Origin of the sequence: Nostoc sp. DedQUE04 (assembly GCF_034530995.1) — a bacterium.
Classification (GTDB): Bacteria; Cyanobacteriota; Cyanobacteriia; order Cyanobacteriales; family Nostocaceae; genus Nostoc.
Window position 1 is genome coordinate 1 of record NZ_JAVRCA010000029.1, and the last position, 22,126, is coordinate 22,126.

Consider the following 22,126-nt stretch of genomic DNA (forward strand, 5'->3'; position numbering starts at 1 on the left):
GAATAAAGCTGTACTGAGTTTTTTTCACGCAATCAAATATGAGTCCTATATAAAAATTACGTGTATTTCCGGGCTGATGGGGCTGGGTGGGGGGAAGGTGAAAAGCTGCGGACGCGTAAATGCCTTGATTGTAGCAATGTTCAGCTATTTACATAAGTTGAAAAAACAATCGCTAATAAATGTTCAGTGCGGTTAAAATTGTGATTTCTTAATATTGCAACAATTATTGTTGCAACATGAAGCCATTGTGGAGAATTCCCATAATCTTAACTGCGATCGCTGGAGCTATCATCACTGACGTTGGTAATTGCGATGCCTGCGGCGGGCTACGCCTACGCATCAATCGGGTGTATTCTAGTGGGCTGGAGGAATCGGTACAGAAGTTTTTGGAGTCGTTAGGAAAGCTGAATCGGGCTTATTTGACGGCGTTGGAAGAAAAAGTGTTGAATGTTTTGAAGTCAAAAATTAAAGTTTAGTTATCAATCTCTTATTTCATCAAACTTATTCTCGATGGGAGCAAACAGCAAGTAATAATTCTCAGAATAAGAATTGCTGTATAGTTTAAGTTATGCCAGATCATACTCTCAAGAGTTGCTCTATGATTGCTCTACCTGGTATTGCCATTCAAAACAAGATATATGAAAGTTCTAACTCTCTAGTTTATCGGGGCATCAGAGACGATGGAGTAGCGATCGCCGTAAAAATGCTAAAGCTTGATTATCCTTCTCCTCAAGAACTAACCCGCTACAGACAGGAATATAAAATTACCCGTTCCCTGACAGTGGAGGGAGTGGTGAAGGCATACAGTCAGCAAGACTATCAACGCACTCTGGTGATTATCTTAGAAGATTTTGGGGGAGAGTCCCTAGAGAAATGGATGCAAAAGCGTCCAGATATTTTCTGCCCCATGCCTTTATCGACTTTTCTTGATCTTGCGATCGCTCTCACCGACATTCTAGGCAGAATCCATGCAGCCAATATCATTCATAAAGATATCAACCCTGGAAACATAGTCCTTAATCTAGATACTGGAGTTGTCAAAATTATTGACTTTGGAATTGCTACCCAATTTAACCGCACGAATCCGACTTTCAAAAGTCCTCATGTTTTAGAAGGGACACTCGCATACCTATCTCCAGAGCAAACCGGGCGGATGAACCGTTTACTCGATTACCGCACCGATTTTTACTCCCTTGGTGTGACATTTTACGAACTGCTCACCGGACAACTACCATTTCCCACCACAGACGTGCTGGAGCTAGTCCATTGTCATATTGCCAAACATCCTATTCCGCCTCATGAAATAAATACAACAATTCCCAAGCCAGTTTCAGATATCATTCTCAAACTGATGGCGAAAAATGCAGAAAATCGCTATCAAAGTGCTTGGGGAATCAAAGCGGATTTAGAAATCTGTGCTGAACAATTAGCAGAAATCGGTCAAATCTCTAGTATTCAACTGGCGCTTCAAGACGTTTCGGGTCAGTTTCAAATTTCCCAAAAACTGTATGGACGGGATAAGGAAGTTGCAATGTTACTGGCGGCGTTTGATCGTGTAGCCTGTCCAGAGTCAAATCGCGTTGCTTCTTTACCAAACAATTCAGAAACAACTTCACAAAGGGAACAAACAGGCAAATCAAAATTCCAAGTCGAAATGATGTTGGTATCTGGCTATGCGGGAGTAGGTAAATCTGCGTTAGTGCAAGAAATCTATAAACCAATCACCCAAAAGCGCGGCTATTTTATCTCTGGGAAGTTCGATCAATTTGGGCGCAATATTCCCTACAGTGCGATCGCAGATGCTCTGCAAAAATTGGTACAGCAATTGCTCAGTGAACCAGACGAACAAGTGCAACAGTGGCGATCGCTCTTACTTACAGCTTTGGGAAACAACGCACAAATCATCATTGATGCGATCCCCGAAGTTGAATTAATTATCGGCAAGCAGTCGCCTGTACCAGAAGTGGGAGCAACCGAAGCTCAAAATCGCTTTCATCGGATTTTTGGGCAATTTGTGCGGGTGTTTTGTTCAAAAAAACATCCCCTTACGATCTTCTTAGATGATTTGCAGTGGATAGACTCAACAACGCTGAAGTTAATCGAGTTGATGCTACTGGATGAGCAAACCAAATCACTATTTTTAATTGGAGCCTATCGAGATAATGAAGTAAATCCAACGCATCCATTAGCATTAATGCTAGAGAGAGTGCGAAAACAAGGGGCAGTGCTTCAAGAAATTATCTTAGCACCCTTAACTCTTGAGCCGTTGAGTCAGTTGATTGCCGAGACGCTACATCGAAATGCAGACATCGTTCGTCCATTAGCTGAGTTGATGTTGCGTAAAACTGAGGGCAATCCCTTCTTTGTCAGTGAATTTTTGAGAATGCTGCATAGCGAAAATCTGCTGACATTTGATGCACAAAACTTATGCTGGCAATGGAACATAGCTGATATTCAAGCCCAGGATATTACCGATAATGTGGTGGAGTTACTACTGATTCAGTTAAATAAATTACCAAAAAACACACAGCAAATTCTCCAGTTAGCAGCTTGTATCGGTGCTGAATTTAATTTAGATACGTTGTCGATTGTTTGCGATCGACCACATGAAACGGTTTTTCAAGATTTACTAACAGCCATACAAGGTGGATTAATTCAACCACTATCTGAATTAGATGAAAACTTGTTAATTCAAGAGTATAAGTTCTTGCACGATCGCGTGCAACAAGCCTCATACACCTTAATCGATGAGTCGCAAAAGCAAATTGTTCATTTACAAATTGGTCGCAATCTCCTCCAAAAAACTTTGCTAGAGAGACTATCAGACCGACTGTTTGAAATTGTCGATCATCTTAATCATGGAATTGAGCTTGTCACAGATCGACTAGAACGCAATGAAATTGCTAGATTAAATTTAATCGCAGGACAAAAAGCAAAAGCTGCGATCGCCTATAGTGTGGCTCAAAACTATTTAGCCAGAGGTAGAGCATGGCTGGCAGACTCCAGTTGGCAAACTAACTATGAACTGACCTTAGAATTATATACCCAAACAACAGAAGTCGCGTATTTGTGTGGCGAGTTTGAGCAGGTAGAATCCTGGGCGGCGATCGTTCTGCAAGCAGCCAAAACGGTTCTCGACATCGTGAAAGTTTACGAAGTCAAAATTCAAACTGACATCGCGCAGAACCAGCCATTAGAAGCAATCAACACTGGATTGCAAGTTTTACAGCAACTGGGAATCAGTTTTCCTGAAACGCCAACTCAGTCAGACATTCAGCTTGAGCTAGATGCGATCGCATCACTCATTGGCGAGAAGCCAATCGAGGAATTGCTCCATTTGCCGGAAATGACCGAACCGGAGAAGTTGGCGGCGATGCGAATCTTATCAAGCATCACGATCGCTGCCTATGTTGCGGCTCCTGATTTGATGCCTCTGCTTGTGTCTAAACAAGTAAACTTATCAATTCAATCTGGTAATGCTGTTGTATCTCCCTTTGCCTATGCTTTTTACGGATTAATTCTTTGTGGAACGAGTGGGAACATTGAGATTGGGTACGAGTTTGGACAACTTGCTCTAAATCTATTGTCACACCTTAATGTTCATTCTCTCAGAGCTAGAACATTACTCATTGTGAATAACTTTATTATTCATTGGAAAAAGCATATTAAAAACACAATCCAGCCCTTGCTAGAAGCCTACCAAAAAGGTTTAGAAGTTGGAGATTTAGAGTTTGCTGCTTATTGTGCTCATTGTTATTGCTTCCAATTCTACGCAGTTGGAAATGAACTCGTAGAAGTTGAGCGCGAGATGACGAAATACAATCAAGCAATTCGTCAAATCAAACAGAAAACGGCGCTAACCTGGAACCAAATATATCATCAGGCGATCGCAAATTTGATGGGCTTTTCGGTCAGCCCAACTCGCCTAGTTGGCGAATTCTACAATGAAGAAAATGGATTGCCACAACATGAAACAGCAAATGATGGAACGTCAACCTTTGATGTCTATTTCAATAAACTTATCCTGTGTTACCTATTTTCTGAATACGCTCAGGCAGTTGAAAACTCAACCATAGCAGAACGTTATTTAATCCGAATAACAGGCACACCTGTTGCTCCTTTTTACTATCTATATGATGCGCTGGCAAGACTCGCCATATACTCTGAAAGCGGCACTCAAGTGCAGGCAGAAATCTTGAAAAAAGTTACGGTTAGTCAGGAGAAAATGAAGCAATGGGCACAGTATGCGCCAATGAATTGTTTGCATAAATATCATCTGGTGCAAGCAGAGACTGCACGAGTTCTCAGTCAGTGGTTTGAAGCAGAGGAATTCTATGAACAAGCAATTCAAGGAGCCAGGGAAAATGAATATATCCAGGAAGAGGCGTTAGCATACGAGTTAGCTGCTAAACATTATCTGGTGCGAGGTCGGCAAAAGATCGCCCAAACCTACATGAAAGAAGCTCACTACTGCTATGAACGGTGGGGAGCAACTGCGAAAGTGAGAGATTTAGAAGCTCGCTATCCGCAGTTCTTTCCTCATTTATCCAGCGTGGCTTCCACACCAATCTGCACTACTGCTGAAACCACTTCTAATACCTCACACATCGCTTTTGATTTAACGGCAGTAATGAAGGCAACTCAGGCGATTTCGAGCGAAATTGAACTAGATCGGCTGCTCCGTTCCTTGATGAAGATATTAATCGAAAATGCTGGCGCACAAACAGGATTTTTGATTTTAGAGAACTCAGGAAAATGGGTGATTGAAGCTTCTAGTGAACTTAATGAGGGTGAGAATGTCTATGCTACACAAGTGCTGCAATCTATCCCACCTGCAAATCATCTACCTGAATCAATTATTAATTATGTTATTCGTACTCATGAATCTGTCATCTTAAATGATGCTACTCGTGAAGGTAATTTTATTAATGAGCCATATATTCAACAGAATCAAACTCAATCAATTTTATGTTTACCTCTGCTCAATCAAGGTAAGCTAGTGGGCGTGTTGTATCTAGAAAATAAATTAGCGGCTGGAGCATTTACACCAGATCGAGTCTCCGTTCGCGCAAGCGTGCCGGAGGCATTAGGAGACGCTACGCGATCGCAAGTTCTGAATCTACTTTCTACTCAAGCAGCGATCGCAATTGAGAATGCCAAACTCTACTCAAAGCTCCGCGCTAGCGAAAGTCAGATGACTCAATTTTTAGAAGCGATTCCAGTGGGAATTGGCATTATTGACGCGACAGGTCGCCCTTACTATGTCAATCAGCGGGGAATTGAGCTTATGGGTAAAGGCGTCGATCCTGCTGCGACACCGGAACAACTTTCAGAAATTTATCAATTTTACGTGACGGGAACGGATAAAATCTATCCGTCAGAGAGACTGCCAATTATCCGGGCGTTGAGTGGCGAACGCACCAGGACTGACGATATAGATATTCGCCAAAACAACGCAACTATTTCATCTGAGGCATGGGGAACTCCAGTCTTTGACGAACAGGGCAATGTGGTTTATGCGATCGCAGCCTTTCAAGATATCACAGAGCGCAAACAAACCGAACATCTCTTAGCCAATTACAATCGTACCCTGGAGCAACAAGTAGCCCAACGAACGGCAGCTTTACAGCAAAGTGAAGCAGAATTGCGCCATCGGGAACAGGAATTACGACTGATTGCCAATGCTCTACCAGTGCTGATCGGCTATGTAGATGCCAATCGATGTTATCAATTCATCAACCATACCTATGAGGTCTGGTTTAATCGTAGCCGCAATGAAATTCTGGGCAACCCTGTTCGCCAACTTCTCGGTGAGGCGGTTTATCAACGAGTTGAGCCGTACATTAATCTGGTGTTTACAGGGCAAACGGTATCTCTAGAAACAGAGATCCCTTTTCCACTTGGCAAGCGATGCCTCAACGCGACCTTGATCCCTGATTTCGATGACAATGCTCAAGTGAGAGGCTTCTACAGCCTCATGACAGATATTAGCGAACGCAAACACGCAGAAGAAGTGTTGCGTCAGTCCGAGGCTCAATTTCGGGAACAGGCAATCCTCTCCGATTTTCGCGCCGATGTGGATAGTGCCTTGGCTCAAAGTGCTAGTTTGCCCTTGATACTGCATCGCTGTGCCCAAGCCGTTGTTAAGCACTTTAATGCGGCATTTGCTCGGATTTGGACGCTAAATAAAGACAATAATGTTTTGGAGTTACAAGCCAGTGTGGGGATGTATACCCGTCTTGACGGTGAATACAGTCGAATTCCTGTAGGTAGCCTCAAAGTTGGACGAATTGCTCAAGAACGCAGTCCTCTGTTGACTAACAATGTGTTTGATGAATCATCCATTGATAAAGAATGGGCAAAACGAGAAGGCATGGTGGCATTTGCGGGCTATCCGATACTGCTGGATGAGCAGCTTGTTGGCGTGATAGGGATGTTTACTCGACATCCCATTCCGTCGTCCAACTTTGAGGCGTTGGAGTTTTCAGCCCGCGAGATTGCATTAGGAATTAGACGCAAACAGGCAGAAGAAGCGTTGCAAGCCTCCGAAGCAGAACTTCGGGCGCTCTTTTGTGCAATGCCCGATCCGCTTTTGGTAGTAAATGCAGAAGGGCGGATTTTGAGAGCAAGCCTGATCGAGTCAGAGAAATTATCTAACCCGATTGACGAACAGGTGGGTCGAACATTTTCCGAGATTTTTGAGCGATCGCAAGCCGATACATTTCTTGCCTGTATTCGGCAAGCATTAAGCACTCAGCAGCCCCTAACGGTTGAGTATAGCTCGATCGTGGGAGGGTGGAAAACCTGGTTTGCAACTCGCATCTCGCCCATCTCAGAACATTCTGTCATTTGGCTGGCAAGAGATATCAGCGATCGCAAACGAGCTGAAGAAGCCTCGATTCTAGAAGAACGCAATCACATGGCACGGGAAATTCACGACACTTTAGCCCAAGCGTTTACAGGTATTATCATTCATGCTCGCTCTGCCGCCAATAAGGTAACGGCAGACCCAGAAAAAGCGCAAACTCTCCTGACTCAGATCCTCGACTTAGCCCGTTCTGGGCTTGCGGAGGCACGTCGTTCAGTAGAGGCACTACACCGCCCATACCTTTTAGAGAGCAGTAACTTACAGGATGCCTTAAGCCATCTTACTGCTCAATTAGACTCCTCGATCGCAACCCAAATCGTCTACGAAGTCATGGGTACGCCCTATCCCCTATCCTCCGATCTGGAAAATAATCTGTTTCGGATTGGGCAGGAAGCTTTGACAAATGCAATCAAACATGCTATTGCAAGTAAAATCCACATTGAACTGATCTATGAACCGACCCAATGCAGCTTGCGAATTAAAGACGATGGGCAGGGATTTAATGTAGAAAACCAGGCGATGCGGAATGGCTTTGGTCTACTGGGGATGGCAGAACGGGCTGAACGCATTAGAGCTAAATTAAAGATTCAAAGTGACTTAGAGCAAGGGACAGAAATCGCGGTATCCATTAATCGGGGATTAAGTCAGCATGAATCAGCCTAGTAGCATTCGCGTTCTGGTTGTGGACGATCATCCTGTTGTCCGCCAGGGTTTGATCGGAATGTTAGAGGAGGCTCCAGATATTGTCATTGTTGGTCAGGGGCGAAATGGGCATGAGGCGATCGCAGTTTTTCAGCAACAGCAACCTGATGTGACTTTGATGGATTTACGGATGCCTGAGATGGGAGGTGTTCAGGCGATTACTGTTATTTGCAATGAATTTCCCAATGCCCGAATTATTGTGCTGACCACGTATGACACCGATGAAGAGATTTACCGAGGATTACGAGCCGGGGCAAAGGGGTATTTACTGAAGGACTCTGAGCCAGAGGAACTATTGACAGCAATTCGGACAGTGACCAAGGGACAACAGTATATTCCCATCAACGTGGCTGCCAAGCTAGTCCAACGGATGACTGCTCCAGAACTGAGCGATCGTGAGTTAGAAGTTCTCCAGTTAGTCGGGCAGGGAATGAGCAACCAGGAAATTAGCACTGCTCTCAATATTAGTGAAAGTACAGTGAAAACTCATATCAACCGAATTTTAAGCAAGCTAGATGTCAAAGATCGCACCCAAGCAGCCATTATTGCGTTGAAACGCGGAATTGCTAGCTTGTGAACTACCTACACCGACCTTATGGCTGCCTAACGAACCGACGTTCAGCGGCCGGTTAGCCGCAGCAAGTCATGCCACCTGATAGAACTCCTGCGCCTGTCGGAGGGCGGGCCCGACCGAGAAGTCGGCGAAGTCGCAGTCACATCGGGCGATGTACTCCAACGCATCCTGTGCCGGGTCACTGCCGTGGGCGCGGAGGAACTCCTTGGTCTGCTTCAAACCCGCTCCACATAGGAACTGGACATCAATCCCGCAGTGTGTATCGAAGTTGCAGGACTTCGCCTCCCAAACCAACAGGGAGTCTTCGACCACACCCAGCGAGAAAAGCTGGGCGCACAGGAGGCGCATCAGGAACTGGTCGCCGACCTCATTGGCCTCAAGTCGGATCTGCTCACGCAGTGCCGCGACAATCGCCGGGCGGTCGGCGTGCTTCGCCGGAAGCCCAAAGCGCCTCAGCGCCTCGTTGACACCTTTCCAACCGTCATCCATCACGCTGCCTAACTATTTATTATGCGGAAACTTTCTATATAACATTCATATTCGGGTATTATAGGGAATTTTCCGTATAACTATTTTAAGAGGGTGTTTAAAAAATTATGTAGGGTGCAAAAAAGCTCTCTAGGTATAAGCTGTGAATGGATAATAAACTTTTCTCTGTTTCCCCTGCGGGGAAATTTGGTCAAAGGACTGTCTTCAACTCACAGGCAATTCATCTCATCACTTCCGCTTTGCGGTAAGTGAGAGCCTTCTCGCTCTTTAAGGTAAAAGCAAAGATGGTACTTCTGCCTGGGTTAACCATCATATTTTAGTCTGTGAGGCAATCAAACCTGAGTTTGATTCGTTTTACTCCCTCAAATTGACTCATCCTCAATCATTTTGTTGATTAAAATACAGACCCTGAATTGACGACAAGTCTAAGCAAGTCTCATACATTAAACTCATACAAACGATTATAGGCTTGAAGGAAAGAAATTTCAGAGTGCACACGATGAATCTCTTTTCCTCAAAGATTTAGAATGAGCGATGTTATTCCTGACGACACACCTGGCGACCCTTGCGGTAACTGCGAAGCAGAGCGCAATCAATTAGTTGTACCTCCTTCTGAGCAAGACCATCGACAAGGATCGTTGAATGCTCGCGTTGTGCTTGTTGAGTATGGGGATTATCAGTGTCCCCAATGTAGTGAACTTTATACCTCAATTCAGGCAATTCAACGCCACCTTGAGGCGACCTTATCCGGGAGAGATTCTCTATGCTTTGTATTCCGACATTTTCCTCAACCTCAAATCCATCCTCAAGCTCAAAAAGCAGCAGCAGCGACAGAAGCAGCAGCAGCACAAGGGCAGTTTTGGCAGATGCACGAGATGTTATTGAAGCATCATCAAGAGCTAGAAGATGGGTATTTAGCAGAATACGCTGACAATTTAGGGCTTGATGTAACTCAGTTTATTCGAGAGATTGCCCAAAAAGTGCATGTCGATCGCATCAATCAAGACATTGCTAGCGGAATGGATAGTGGGGTAGTTAACACTCCAGCTTTATTTATCAATGGTGTGCGTTATAGAGACGCTTTAGAGCTTGAGCCGCTACTTGTTGCGATCATTGGAGCTTCTCATGGCTAGTATTTTCTTAAGAAGGCAGAAGTACAAAGGCAGAGGGCAGAAGGGAATCCCCATAAATAAATTTAGGGGATTTAACTTTTGACACAGTAAATATGCGCTGCGCCACTCGTTATACAAATTTATTTATTTTTTCATAAATAAATTTAGGGGCTTGTGTCCCTTGATTGCAGAGGGCAAAAATTGTATTTCTTCCTTCTGCCTCCTGCCTCCTGCCCTCTGCCTTTCTTTGGTCAATAAATGGACTAACGTGCGCGAACTGCCATAAATGAGGAATCTGATTGATGAGCAGTCTTCTCAAGCAAGTTGTAGCTCAAGTTTCCAGAACGGTGCCATTACAGACGGTTTTGATTGTGCCGTTTGTGCTGCAAACTTTGGTGACAGTCGGCTTAGTGGGGTATTTTTCCTTCCAAAATAGACAGGAAGCCATCAACGATCTCGCCAGTCAACTGCGGCGCGAACTGACGAACCGGATCGAAGGCAAACTACAAACCTATACCGAGATACCCCATAACATCAATCGGCTCAATGCCAGCACCTTCGCTCAGGGAAAAATTGACCCTAGCGCAGTCAAAGGTGAGTTTCCACTCTGGCAGCAAATTCAGATTTATCCAATGGTGAGTGATATCTACTGTGGCGATCGCAAAGGTTCTCTTCTAGGGGTGCGACGTAGCCCTGGCGATCGCTCAATTGAACTGCGGTCGAGTAATGTTGCTACAGATCGTCAACTCTACGGCTACAGCCTCGATCGCAATGGTCAGCGAGACCAGTTAATCAGTCAAGGCAACAAAGCTTTCGATGCGCGGGTTCGTCCCTGGTATAAAGCAGCAGTGACGGCAGGCGAACCAATCTGGAGTGGAATTTATGCCGACTTTGCTAGCCAGTTGCCAACGATCACCGCCAGTACGCCTGTCTATAGCACTGCCGATCGAGCGCTGTTGGGAGTCTGCGCCACCGATGTATTTCTGCCTAATGAGATGAGCCGTTTTTTGGCTAGCCTGCAAATTGGCAAGAAAGGCATCGCCTTTATTCTAGAGCGATCGGGGCAACTGGTTGCCACCTCCACCGGAGAGGCGATCATAAGTGGTGGGGCGGCAGCAAATCGATTGTCCGCAGTTGAGAGCCGTAACCCAACCGTCCGAGCTACTGCTGCCTATTTGCGCGAGCATTTCAGCGATTTGTGGCAGATCCAGACTGCGGAACAGCTTGATTTTAATTTTGATGGTAGGCGGCAGTTGCTTCAGGTGATGCCATTTAAAGATACTCGTGGGCTAGACTGGCTGATTGTCACGGTGTTGCCTGAATCCGATTTCATGGCCAAGATTAATCAAAGCATCCGCACGACGATTCTGCTTTGTGTTGCGGTTTTGCTGCTTGGCATTGCAATCTGCATTTTGATTGCCCGATGGATCGCTAAACCGATTGTCAGCGTCAGTCAATCGGCAAAAGCGCTAGCAGACGGTGCATGGAATCAGACGGTAGAAATTGAGCGATCGGGGGATTTGGGCGAACTGGCTCGATCGTTCAACCAGATGGCACAGCAGCTTCAAATCGCATTTGCCAAAATGGAGTCTTTAAATCAGACCCTCGCCCAAAGTGAAACCCGCCTCCAGAAAATTTTAGAGTCGGTTCCGGTAGGAATTGTAGTTATGGATGCAACAGGCCGCCCTTATTACGCAAATCAGAAGGCAATCCAACTCTTGGGCAAGGGCGTGCTGCCGTCTGTCACCCCAGAGCAAATTGCCGAGGTCTATCAACTCTATGTGGCAGGAACCGATCGCCCCTACCCAACCGAACAACTGATGATTAGGCGAGCGCTAAACGGCGAACAGGGCAGTGTGGATGATATCGAAATTCGCCAGGGGAATCGCATCATTCCGATCGAAAGTTGGGGAACTCCAATTTTTGATGAGTCTGGTAACATTCTGTATGCGATCGCAGCCTTTCAAGACATCACCGAACGTAAACAAGCAGAGAAGCTTTTAGCAGAATACAATCGCACCCTAGAGCAACAAGTTGCCCAACGAACGACAGCATTGCAGGCAAACGAAGCAGAGCTACGCGGTGTCTACGAGGAGCTTCGCTTACAGGAGCAGGAATTAAGACTGATTGCCGACGCTCTACCCGTTCTGATTAGCTACGTCGATGCCAATCGCTGCTTTCAATTTATCAACCGTACATACGAGGTTTGGTTCAACCGTAGCCGCGATCAAATTTTGGGCAACCCTGTTCGTCAACTGCTCGGTGAGGCGGTTTATGAACGGGTTGAGCCGTATATTAATCAGGTTTTTGCAGGGCAAACTGTCCCTCTAGAAGCAGAAATCCCTTTTCCTGATGATAAGCGGTGCATCAGCGCCACCTTTATTCCTGATTTCGATGACAATGCTCAGGTAAGAGGTTTCTACAGTCTCATGACAGACATTAGCGATCGCAAACGAGCTGAACACACTTCTATCTTAGAAGAACGCAACCGGATAGCGCGAGAAATTCATGATACACTAGCTCAATCTTTCACAGGTATTCTGCTTCAAGTTGGAGCAGCAACACAAGTGCTGGCGGATGACCCGGAAGCAACCCAAGTACATCTGGAAATGATTGAGGAACTAGCACGCGCTGGGCTAGCAGGGACACGGCGATCCGTATCAGCACTCCGTCCGCGGCTACTAGAAGAAGGTAATTTAGAGAGTGCCTTGCATCGTATTGTGGCTCAAATGCGAGCAACGACCGACACGGCTCTGATTTGCGAAACTCAGGGTATAGCCTATTCCTTACCAATTGAAGTGGAGAATAACTTACTCAGAATTGGGCAGGAAGCATTAACCAATGCGGTTAAATACGCAAGTGCTGGCGAAATTCTGGTTGAGTTAGTGTACAACGAGACACAGTGTATCTTACAGATTAAAGACGATGGCAGGGGCTTTGGAGTAGGTAGCACTCCTTTGAGCGGTGGGTTTGGCTTATTAGGAATGAGCGAACGGGCAGAGCGCATTGGCGCACAACTAACGATTCAAAGCCAACCGGGTCAAGGAACAGAAATTATTGTCACTATCAATCGAGGGTGAGAGTTACAATGAGCCAATCCACTACGATTCGGGTGCTGATTGTTGACGACCATGCCATAGTCAGAAAGGGTCTAGCAACCATCATTAACCGCGATCCAGAAATGACAGCGATCGCTCAAGCTGAAGATGGGCAACAGGCGATCGCCTTGTTTCGAGAATACCAACCTGATGTCACACTAATGGATTTACGAATGCCCAAAATGGGAGGTGTTGAAGCCATTATGGCGATTTGTGCTGAATTTAAGCAGGCTCGGATCGCGGTACTCACAACCTACGATGGCGATGAAGATATCTATCGCGGTTTACAGGCGGGCGCTCAAGGCTATCTGCTTAAGGATGCTAAACCTGGCGAGCTTTTGAATGCGATTCGCGCCATTCATAATGGTCAGAAATACATTCCGCCAGAAGTGGGCGCAAAATTATTGCAGCGAATCAGCAATCCAGAACTGAGTGAACGAGAGTTGGAAGTGTTGCGTTTGATGGCACAAGGAATGGGTAATCAGGAAATTGGGACTGCTTTGATTATTGGTGAAAGTACCGTCAAATCTCATGTGAATCGGATTTTAAGCAAACTGGGCGTGAGCGATCGCACACAAGCTGTGATTACTGCTGTTAAGCGTGGGATTGTCAATTTGTAAATAAGTTGTACTCAAGTTGAAATTTGGATTCCAACTTTAGTTGGAGGCAACCTTCCATTTTGAGATGGACTGATTTATCAATCACTCTATTGAGCAAAAGTTTCAACTTTTAGAGGACGACAAGTTAGAGTTAATTGCATATATTTGTACACAAAGCCGCCAAAGCTTCAACAAAAGTATGTAAACGTTTAGTTGCTCACTGGCGGCGAAATCCTCTAGTTAATTGATGCCAAAGAATATTTAGAATTGGTAAAAAAGGCGGAATACAATTATGCATGTTTGGAATTTGGCTAAAGGTTTAGGAGTCGTAATCGTTGGCGCAATAGCTTTCTCTGGAAACTCTGCTATTGCCAAAATCAATCAGGGTGTGACTCTAGAGAATAATCTGAATGCACCTACCTTAAACACAGCGATTAAAAAGCACAATACATTAGGAGACGATGCCCTAAAAATTAATTACAGCATCAAACAAACTCAATCTCAAAATAGAAATGCTGCTCTAGATAAGAAAAAAACTTTGCTAGCAGGCTGCCGGCCATGGTGGTGTATTTAAGCCTTAGAGGATGTTTGAAAAGTATTTTTGGTAACTTCTGAGGCTCGGAAACCTAACCCCCCTAGCCCCCTTCCCTACAAGGGAATGGGAATTTCAAAGCCTCTCCTCGAAGTAGAAAGAGGCTTTGAAGAGAGGTTTCTGGTATACCTTATTACATTTCGTTAACGCACCATCTAATTTTCTTCTGAATGATTTAGACCTTTCCAAAAACTAGATTTTAGCTCAGGTAGTACAAGGATTTCAGAAGAGATCGCTGGCGATGAGCATTTTCTTTTTCGGAGGTCTCAGTGAGTTTTGAGAGCGATCGCAGTTTGTTATTCGTCCCACCTTCAACACAAGATCGCATAAAAGGTGTACTGAATGCGATTGTAGTGTTGGTGATGTATGGGGACTATCAATCTCAAGAGAGTGCAAATGTTGACAGGCTGATTAAAGTCATTGGGCGACAACTTAGTGTTTCTTTAGGGGAGAATTATTTATGTTTTATCTTCCGTCATTTTCCACAAATTCAGATTCATCCACATGCTCAAAGGGCAGCACAAGCCGCAGAAGCAGCAGCGGCTCAAGGGCAGTTTTGGCAAATGCATGAGATGCTGTTTATCTATCAACAGGAATTGGGAAATGGCTATCTAGTGGAGTATGCCAATCGTTTAGGACTTGATATTTCTCAATTTTTGCAGGATTTATCCAGGGGAAGGTATGTCAATCGGATCAATGCGGACATCGAAGGTGGACTGCGAAGTGGAGTGGAGGCTGCGCCCGCTTTGTTTATTAATGGAATTCGCTATCTCGATCGCTGGACTGTTAAGCAGATAATGGCAGCCATTGTTGCTGCAAATGATTAATGTTTTTAGTGCTTATCTTAATAAGTATTTCGGCAGAGAGTATTTCCTAACTTCTATACGGACAACAAGAACCAAAGATTTCAGCAATTTAGCAAGAATACAGAGGCGATCGCAATGATAGTTTTTACATGGAAAAAAGTTCAAAAATTGTTGCTGTGGTTATTTGCATTAAGTGTTGTCGTTGTCATATCAATGCATCCAACACCAGCCACCTCCAAGGAATTACCTCAAGCATCCAACTCTAAACCTGCGATCGTTCTCGTTCATGGGGCTTATGCTGACGGTACATCATGGCAACACGTTATTCCATTGTTGGAGAAAGATGGCTATAGAGTAACTGCTGTGCAGATTCCGCTGACCTCGCTTGCTGATGATGTGGCAACGACGAAGCGGGTGATTGATGCTCAAAAGGGTTCTGTTGTTGTAGTCGGACATTCCTATGGTGGAAATGTAATCACGGGTGCGGCGGCTGGCAATTCACAGGTGAAAGCTTTGGTTTATGTTAATGCTTTCGCACCAGATGTCGGTGAAAAGACGAGTGATTTGAATAAAAGGTACGCAGCACCTCCGATTAGTACGGCGATCGTATCTGATGCTGCAAACTTTCTCTATGTAGATCGCGGGAAGTTTCACGAATTTTTTGCCCAAGACGTATCAAAAGCTGAGGCGCGAGTAATGGCAGCAACCCAAAAGCCGATCGCCAGCGCAGCCTTTGAGCAATCAGTGAATGAAATCGCTTGGAAAACGATTCCTTCCTGGTTTATCGTGACTCAAAGCGATCGGGCCATCAATCCTGAACTTCAACGATTTATGGCTAAACGGATTAATGCTAAGACAACCGAAGTTAACTCCAGTCATGTTCCTTTTATCTCTCATCCAAAAGAAGTTACCAAAGTGATTGAAGCAGCAAGCACTGCTGTAAAGTAATCGCAATTGTAAGAGAAGCAGTTTCTCAGTACAAATAAATAGAACAGACCTAGTTATTGACTAACAGGATTTCAGCGATCGCTCTTTAAATCAGTTCATTCTTGACTCCATTTATCCATTGTAGATAACAGAGGAAGAGAACTTTATGACTAATTATGACTACATTGTAATTGGTGCAGGTTCGGCTGGTTGTGTGGTTGCCAATCGTCTAACCGAAGACTGTGACACAACCGTGTTACTCCTCGAAGCGGGCAACCCAGCTACAAAACCAGAAATTCAAATTCCGGCGCAGTGCTTTAGCCTAATAGGCTCTGAAGTAGATTGGGGTTACGTTTCTGAGCCGGAACCCTACCTGAATTACCGCAAAATGTTTTGTTCCCGTGGCAAAGTCTTGGGGGGCAGCAGTTCGATTAATTTCATGATGTATGTCCGGGGCAATCCTCAAGATTACGATCGCTGGCAGGAATTAGGAAATCCCGGTTGGTCGTACCTTGATGTCTTGCCCTATTTCAAGAAATCGGAGCAGCAGCAGCGAGGCGCGTCAGAATTTCACGGGGTTGATGGGGAGTTGAGCGTTACCGATTTGATGTCCCCTGCTGTGGTTTCCCAACGCTTTGTAGATGCCTGTGTATCAATGGGATACAACTACAATCCTGATTTTAATGGTGTACAGCAACAAGGGGTAGGACTTTATCAGTTGACGGTCAAAGATGGTAAACGGCACAGTGCTGCTGCTGCTTTTCTTCTACCCATTTTCCATCGTCCCAATTTGACTGTAACGACTGGGGCATTGGTGACGCGATTGCTGTTTGAAGGCACTCGCTGTGTGGGAGTAGAATATCTGCATGAAGGTAGGCTCCACCAGGTCAGAGTCAACCAAGAAGTGATTTTAAGTGCGGGTGCGTTTGATTCGCCCAAACTGCTAATGCTTTCTGGTATTGGGGATGCAGAATATCTGCAAGCGATGGGAATTTCTGTGATTGCAGATTTGCCGGGTGTCGGTCAAAACCTTCAGGATCACATTCTCACTTGTGTCGTTCAAGCAGCTACTCAAGATATACACCCTGCCATTACCAGTAATGGAGTTGAAGCCGGATTATTTTTGCATAGCAAAGGGAATGTGGAGGCTGCACCCGATTTGCAGTTCTTTTTCGGCCCGATTCAATTCTTGTCACCTGGTTATACTCCTGCTGATTTTGGATTTACAGGTGCAGTCTCTCTTACCCGTCTCCAAAATGTTGGCAGCGTTCGTTTGCGTTCATCTAATTTCAACGATCCACCAACCATACGGATGAATTATCTACAAAGTCAAGCTGATGTGCAGAAGTTGGTTGAGGGAGTGAAATTAATCCGCCAATTGTTTCAGAACAGTGCCTTTGATGAGTTTCGTGGCAAAGAAATTGCTCCGGGTTCCCAAATTCAGATTGATGCAGCACTCGAAGCTTACATTCGGGACACTTGCAGCACTGTATGGCATCCGGTTGGCACTTGCAAAATGGGCATTGACCCAATGGCAGTGGTAAACCCTGAACTACGGATACATGGAATTCAAGGTCTTCGTGTGGTTGATGCATCAATCATGCCAACAATTACCACAGGCAACACAAACGCACCCACTATCATGATTTCTGAGAAGGCAGCAGATTTAATTAAAGCGGAGCGTACTTCGCAAAGTGTTCTTAACAAGCTTAATGTTCAAAATCTGACACACTCATCTATTTAGGAGTTCGGAAATCTCTTTTTTCAAGAGTTTATCGGACGCTTCGCTTTAGCGCTCGGTTTCTATGACGTACTGGCATTGACGGTATGAACGCCTGCTTTATTTGAGTCGCAAGCTTGAGCATTCATGACACAATTCATTAGAAATATCTATTCCATGACACAATCGTTCTGGCTTCTTGGTTCTCGCCTCACTATCCTCGCCGATCGCACCACGACTGATGGTAAATACGACCTGATTGAAGGCTATTCTCCTCCTGGTATGCAGACTCCACCCCATCGCCATACACGCTATTCCGAACAACTTTATGTGCTCCAAGGAGAGTACACTGTCTGGCTTGGTAAAAACAAGGTTGTGCTAGGCATAGGTGAAAGTGTTCTGATTCCTATGGGCATACCCCATGTTGTTGCTACACTCGGCGATCGACCAGCTCGTGCGTTAGTCGTTTCTGCCCCCAGTGCCTTTGCTCAACTAATTGCTGCAACAGGGACGCTAAACGAGAATGAGGCACCTGATTTGGAATTGTTCATTCGCATCTCTACCGAAATTGGCGACGAAATTCTGGGTGTACCTGGAGATATCCCTTAGAGATTAGTTAGTATTCAATAAGCCTCGCATCGTGGAGACTCCAGCGAACGATCCCACTGCACCCCTACCCCCAATTACAGATGCAGATATTCAAAAGACGATCGCCCTTACTCCCCAATACGGACTGACCATTCTTCCTTCTGACTCCGCTCTCTATTAGCAACTGACTGCTTTAAACCCAACAATCGAAGGATTAGCATAATGAAAAAACTAGAAGGAAAAATCGCCCTTGTCACGGGTGGCAACAGTGGTATCGGTCTTGCCACAGCCAAACAGTTTGTTGCTGAAGGTGCCTATGTCTACATCACAGGTCGTCGCCAAGCCGAACTGGATGCTGCTGTAGAAGCCATCGGTAAAAATGTTACGGCTGTGCAGAGCGATGTTTCTAATCTAGCAGACCTCGATCGTCTGTTTGCCACCATTAAGCTTGAACTTGGACACCTCGATATCATCTTCGCTAATGCTGGCGGTGGACAAATTGCCCCACTTGGAGCAATCACTGAGGAACACTTTGACAAAACATTCAACGTAAACGTCAAAGGTTTGCTGTTCACCGTACAAAAGGCGCTGCCACTGTTACCAGAGGGCGCTTCTATTATCCTGAATGCTTCGATTACTTCTATAAAAGGTACGCCAGCTTTCAGTGTTTACAGCGCCACCAAAGCCGCCGTGAGATCGTTTGCTCGGAATTGGATACTCGATCTCAGAGAACGCAAGATCCGAGTGAATGCCATTAGCCCTGGTGTGGTTCCGACTCCTGGTTACGATCATTTGGGACTGAATGACCAGCAGTTGCAAGAATTTGTGGACAGCCAAGCCAGCACCATCCCACTGGGGCGAGTCGGCACACCCGATGAGATTGCCAAAGCTGTTGTCTTTCTCGCTTCAGATGACAGCAGCTTTGTGAACGGCATTGAGTTGTTTGTCGATGGCGGTATGGCACAGATTTGAAGTCAAAAGGTTTTGATCGCTTACAAAGAGTAATCCCATGACTACATATCGCACAGTTTCAATCGATGGTTTAGATATCTTCTACCGTGAAGCTGGTTCTCGTAATAATCCGACGATTCTGTTATTGCATGGCTTTCCAACCTCGTCCCACATGTTCCGCAATCTTATACCTGCCCTCGCTGATAAATTCCATCTCGTTGCTCCTGACTACCCTGGCTACGGCAACAGTTCGATGCCAACTGTAAATGAATTTGATTACACGTTCGATCGCTTGGCTGAGATTGTAGAGAAATTCATTGCTGCGATCGCTCTCAAAAAGTACAGCCTTTATGTGATGGATTATGGTGCGCCGATTGGCTATCGGATTGCCGCTAAATATCCAGAGCGCGTGCAATCTCTGATTGTTCAAAATGGCAATGCTTACGAGGAAGGTCTACGCGAATTCTGGGAGCCGATTAAAGCATACTGGCAAGAGCGATCGCCTGAAAATGCTGAAAAGCTCAAATATCTTGTCAGCTTAGAAGCGACGAAGTGGCAATATACCAATGGTGTTCGCAATTTAGAAGCAATTAGTCCCGATACCTGGACTATCGATCAACATTTCCTTGACCGCCCCGGCAACGGTGAGATTCAACTGGCACTGCTGTATAGCTATGGTACGAATCCACCGCTCTATCCCCAATGGCAAGAGTATTTCCGCAAACATCAACCCCCTACCCTGATTGTTTGGGGCAAGAACGACTACATTTTTCCTGCTGACGGTGCTTATCCCTACCAGCGTGACTTGAAAGACGTTGAGTTCCATCTACTCGATAGCGGACATTTTGCCCTGGAAGAGGATGGAGATGCGATCGCAAACTATATCGATCAATTTCTCACATCACGGCTGTAATCCGTTCTCACCCGATCGGTGGCAATGATGGATTATACCAATTCTCTAAAAAAATAAAAAATACCTACCTTTGTAAGGGCTTTTAGTGAAAAATTAAGGAGGATTGGTCATGGCAGCAATCGATACAGCACCGTTAGAAAACAGCCTGGGATTTCTAGCTTTAAACGATGTGGTAGCAACACGAACCCTTTTCTAGCTTCTGGCAGTTGTTCATAACACGCTTTAGCGAATCCAAACTTGCGAATAAGAACCTAGTGGTCTGCCAACCCAAAAATGCGCTTGTGAGGTTGGGTAAAGGGAAAAGGGACGAATGGCACGCTTGTAAAGCTGAAAGCTCGTCTGGGCAGGGTGTTGGGGGTAGGGTGTTGGGTGTAGAGAAAAATCAAGAAAAGTAAATATGAGTGGGGATACAAATAAATTTCTGACTTACTACACCCACTCAGCCACACCCCACACCCAAAAGCCTTATATATAATGGGTTTGCCGTTAACAAGCGTGCCATTCGGTAAAGGGACTCATGGTAAGGGATAAAAAACATGAGTCCCTTTCACCCTTCCCCTTTACCCCGCTTGCGTTGCCTTGGCGTACTACTAGTAACAGCTTAATTGTCTACTATTCCGATTTTTTCATCCATCGCAACGATATCTGAGGAGATCGACATGACAACAACGAGCAATTTCGATTTTGCTGCCCGCGAGGCACTACGCCTGCTCGGTCCCGATCCCGAAAACTGGGTACCCGATCGCCCTGGCATCGATCATAATGTCACTATCATAGGTGGCAGCGGTAGCGGTAGCACCTTTGTATTTGCGCTACGACGTGCTGGGATCGGTCGCGTGACGGAGATTGATGCAGCCGATGACGAGGATCATGCAGGCGTGTGGTTGACGCGAGCGCGGATGAGAACGCTCCGCACACCGAAACATCTGCCTGGCCCAGAACTAGGCATCCCAGAATTGTCCTTTCAAGCCTGGTACGAAGCGCGGCACGGTGCGGCAGCCTACGCGAAGATCGATCGCATTGGGCGAGTGACTTGGGCTGAGTACCTCAGTTGGTATCGGCACTTCCTGGGTATTCAGGTTCGTTACCAGACGAAGTTGGTGCGGATTGAACCAGTCGCAGGTTTCTTCCGCCTACACCTTGAGGTAAACGGTGTCCCACAGGTAGAGACTACACGCAAAATTATCTTCGCCAATGGCGTGGCTGGCACGGGTGGCCCGAACATACCTCCAATACTGGCTGACTTACCCCGCACGTTGTACGCACATACCGCCGATGCCATCGATTTTGAAGCACTGCGCGGTAAGACTGTGGCGGTGCTAGGTGCGGCGGCTTCAGCTTTCGATGCAGCAGGAGTGGCGCTGGAATCGGGAGCTAAGGCAGTACATCTATTTGTACGGCGATCGGCGATCGCATCTCTGTCAGTCCTTCGGATACGGGATTACCCTGGTGCTTACGACAACTATCCTCAACTACCCGATGCAGCCCGTTGGCTCCAGGCTTGGCGCTTTCATCAAGCAGGCACCGCGCCACCCCCGAACTCGATTGAGCGAGCGATCGCTTTCCCGAACTTTCACATCCATCTATCTGCACCTTGGAAATCGGCACGGAAACTGGGCGAACGCATTGCCATCCAGGTGAACGATGATGTTTTCGAGTTTGATTTTGCGATCGCTGGCACTGGTTACTTCGTTGACCCAACCAAGCGTCCCGAACTAGCCGACTTTGCCCAGCATATTGCCCTCTGGCGCGATCGCTACCAGCCACCAGAAGGCCTACGCGACGACGGTTTGGGGGCACATCCTTACCTTGGTAGCGCCCACGAATACCAAGAAAAAGTACCTGGCACTGCCCCTTATCTGAAAGACATTCACGTATTTAATCCTGCTGGTTTGGTCAGCTTCGGATTGCCAGTTGGTGACATCCATAGCATCCGCCGCGACGTACCTGCAATAGTATCGCGCATCAGTCACGACTTGTTCTTTGAGGACTGGGCGCATCATGAGGCACGTATCACAGGCGATATTGCCCCCGATTTTGAGGACTCGCTCTATGCTGCTGCGGTGTGGAAACAACCGATCGAGGCAGCGACCCGCTAGGTCGACAACCTTTTCACCAGTAACAAATAATTCCGGCTCTTAAACGATGTCAGTAGAAAGCGATCGCCATTTCACGATCGCTGCCGGT

Annotated in this window: 17 protein-coding genes; 16 read left to right on the forward strand and 1 reads right to left on the reverse strand. The window is 46.0% G+C overall.

The features are described from left to right. From RM049_RS20085 to RM049_RS20100, 4 genes are all read left to right on the forward strand, one after another. On the forward strand, window positions 1-196 hold a 196-nt coding region (locus RM049_RS20085), incomplete at its 5' end, for a hypothetical protein (protein ID WP_322705400.1). Window positions 197-236: 40 nt separating this feature from the next. Beyond that, window positions 237-476, forward strand: coding sequence for a hypothetical protein (locus tag RM049_RS20090; RefSeq protein ID WP_322699613.1), 240 nt, complete (start codon window positions 237-239; stop codon window positions 474-476). 122 nt (window positions 477-598) lie between these two features. Then, a complete protein-coding gene (locus tag RM049_RS20095) occupies window positions 599-7,531 on the forward strand; it encodes a protein kinase domain-containing protein (protein WP_322705401.1) in 6,933 nt (2,310 codons plus the stop codon). Next, a complete protein-coding gene (locus RM049_RS20100; protein WP_322705402.1) occupies window positions 7,518-8,147 on the forward strand; it encodes a response regulator transcription factor in 630 nt (209 codons plus the stop codon). Before RM049_RS20095 ends, RM049_RS20100 begins: the two co-directional genes overlap by 14 nt. Before the next feature lie 66 nt (window positions 8,148-8,213). On the opposite strand, the gene RM049_RS20105 is transcribed toward RM049_RS20100, so the two are convergent. Beyond that, entirely contained in the window at window positions 8,214-8,633 is a 420-nt protein-coding gene (locus RM049_RS20105; RefSeq protein ID WP_322705403.1) for a hypothetical protein, read from the reverse strand. Between the two features lie 527 nt (window positions 8,634-9,160). Here RM049_RS20105 and RM049_RS20110 point away from each other — a divergent pair. The 12 genes from RM049_RS20110 to RM049_RS20165 all read left to right on the forward strand — a co-directional run bounded on the left by RM049_RS20110 (window position 9,161) and on the right by RM049_RS20165 (window position 22,038). Further along, window positions 9,161-9,766, forward strand: coding sequence for a DsbA family protein (locus RM049_RS20110; protein WP_322705404.1), 606 nt, complete (start codon window positions 9,161-9,163; stop codon window positions 9,764-9,766). A gap of 281 nt (window positions 9,767-10,047) precedes the next feature. Then, window positions 10,048-12,825, forward strand: a complete 2,778-nt coding sequence (locus tag RM049_RS20115) for a PAS domain-containing protein (RefSeq protein ID WP_322705405.1) — start codon at window positions 10,048-10,050, stop codon at window positions 12,823-12,825. Between the two features lie 8 nt (window positions 12,826-12,833). Continuing rightward, window positions 12,834-13,463: a response regulator transcription factor gene (locus RM049_RS20120; RefSeq protein ID WP_322705406.1), complete on the forward strand. Its 630-nt coding sequence runs from the start codon at window positions 12,834-12,836 to the stop codon at window positions 13,461-13,463. A gap of 271 nt (window positions 13,464-13,734) precedes the next feature. Beyond that, window positions 13,735-14,016 carry a hypothetical protein gene (locus RM049_RS20125; protein ID WP_322705407.1) on the forward strand — a complete coding sequence of 94 codons (282 nt, stop codon included), beginning with the start codon at window positions 13,735-13,737 and terminating at the stop codon, window positions 14,014-14,016. A gap of 287 nt (window positions 14,017-14,303) precedes the next feature. After that, window positions 14,304-14,861 (forward strand): DsbA family protein, encoded by a 558-nt coding sequence (locus tag RM049_RS20130; RefSeq protein ID WP_322705408.1) that lies wholly within the window; start codon window positions 14,304-14,306, stop codon window positions 14,859-14,861. 114 nt (window positions 14,862-14,975) lie between these two features. Continuing rightward, on the forward strand, window positions 14,976-15,788 hold the full coding sequence (locus tag RM049_RS20135; RefSeq protein ID WP_322705409.1) for an alpha/beta hydrolase: 813 nt from the start codon (window positions 14,976-14,978) through the stop codon (window positions 15,786-15,788). A gap of 145 nt (window positions 15,789-15,933) precedes the next feature. Continuing rightward, window positions 15,934-17,511, forward strand: a complete 1,578-nt coding sequence (locus RM049_RS20140) for a GMC family oxidoreductase (protein ID WP_322705410.1) — start codon at window positions 15,934-15,936, stop codon at window positions 17,509-17,511. 123 nt (window positions 17,512-17,634) lie between these two features. Beyond that, window positions 17,635-18,096: a cupin domain-containing protein gene (locus RM049_RS20145; protein ID WP_322674599.1), complete on the forward strand. Its 462-nt coding sequence runs from the start codon at window positions 17,635-17,637 to the stop codon at window positions 18,094-18,096. Between the two features lie 31 nt (window positions 18,097-18,127). Continuing rightward, window positions 18,128-18,256 (forward strand): hypothetical protein, encoded by a 129-nt coding sequence (locus RM049_RS20150; RefSeq protein WP_322674598.1) that lies wholly within the window; start codon window positions 18,128-18,130, stop codon window positions 18,254-18,256. A 41-nt stretch (window positions 18,257-18,297) separates the two neighbouring features. Beyond that, window positions 18,298-19,047 carry a glucose 1-dehydrogenase gene (locus RM049_RS20155; protein WP_322705411.1) on the forward strand — a complete coding sequence of 250 codons (750 nt, stop codon included), beginning with the start codon at window positions 18,298-18,300 and terminating at the stop codon, window positions 19,045-19,047. A gap of 37 nt (window positions 19,048-19,084) precedes the next feature. Continuing rightward, window positions 19,085-19,939: an alpha/beta hydrolase gene (locus tag RM049_RS20160; RefSeq protein WP_322705412.1), complete on the forward strand. Its 855-nt coding sequence runs from the start codon at window positions 19,085-19,087 to the stop codon at window positions 19,937-19,939. A 659-nt stretch (window positions 19,940-20,598) separates the two neighbouring features. After that, on the forward strand, window positions 20,599-22,038 hold the full coding sequence (locus RM049_RS20165; protein WP_322705413.1) for an NAD(P)/FAD-dependent oxidoreductase: 1,440 nt from the start codon (window positions 20,599-20,601) through the stop codon (window positions 22,036-22,038). The last annotated feature ends 88 nt before the right edge of the window (window positions 22,039-22,126 follow it).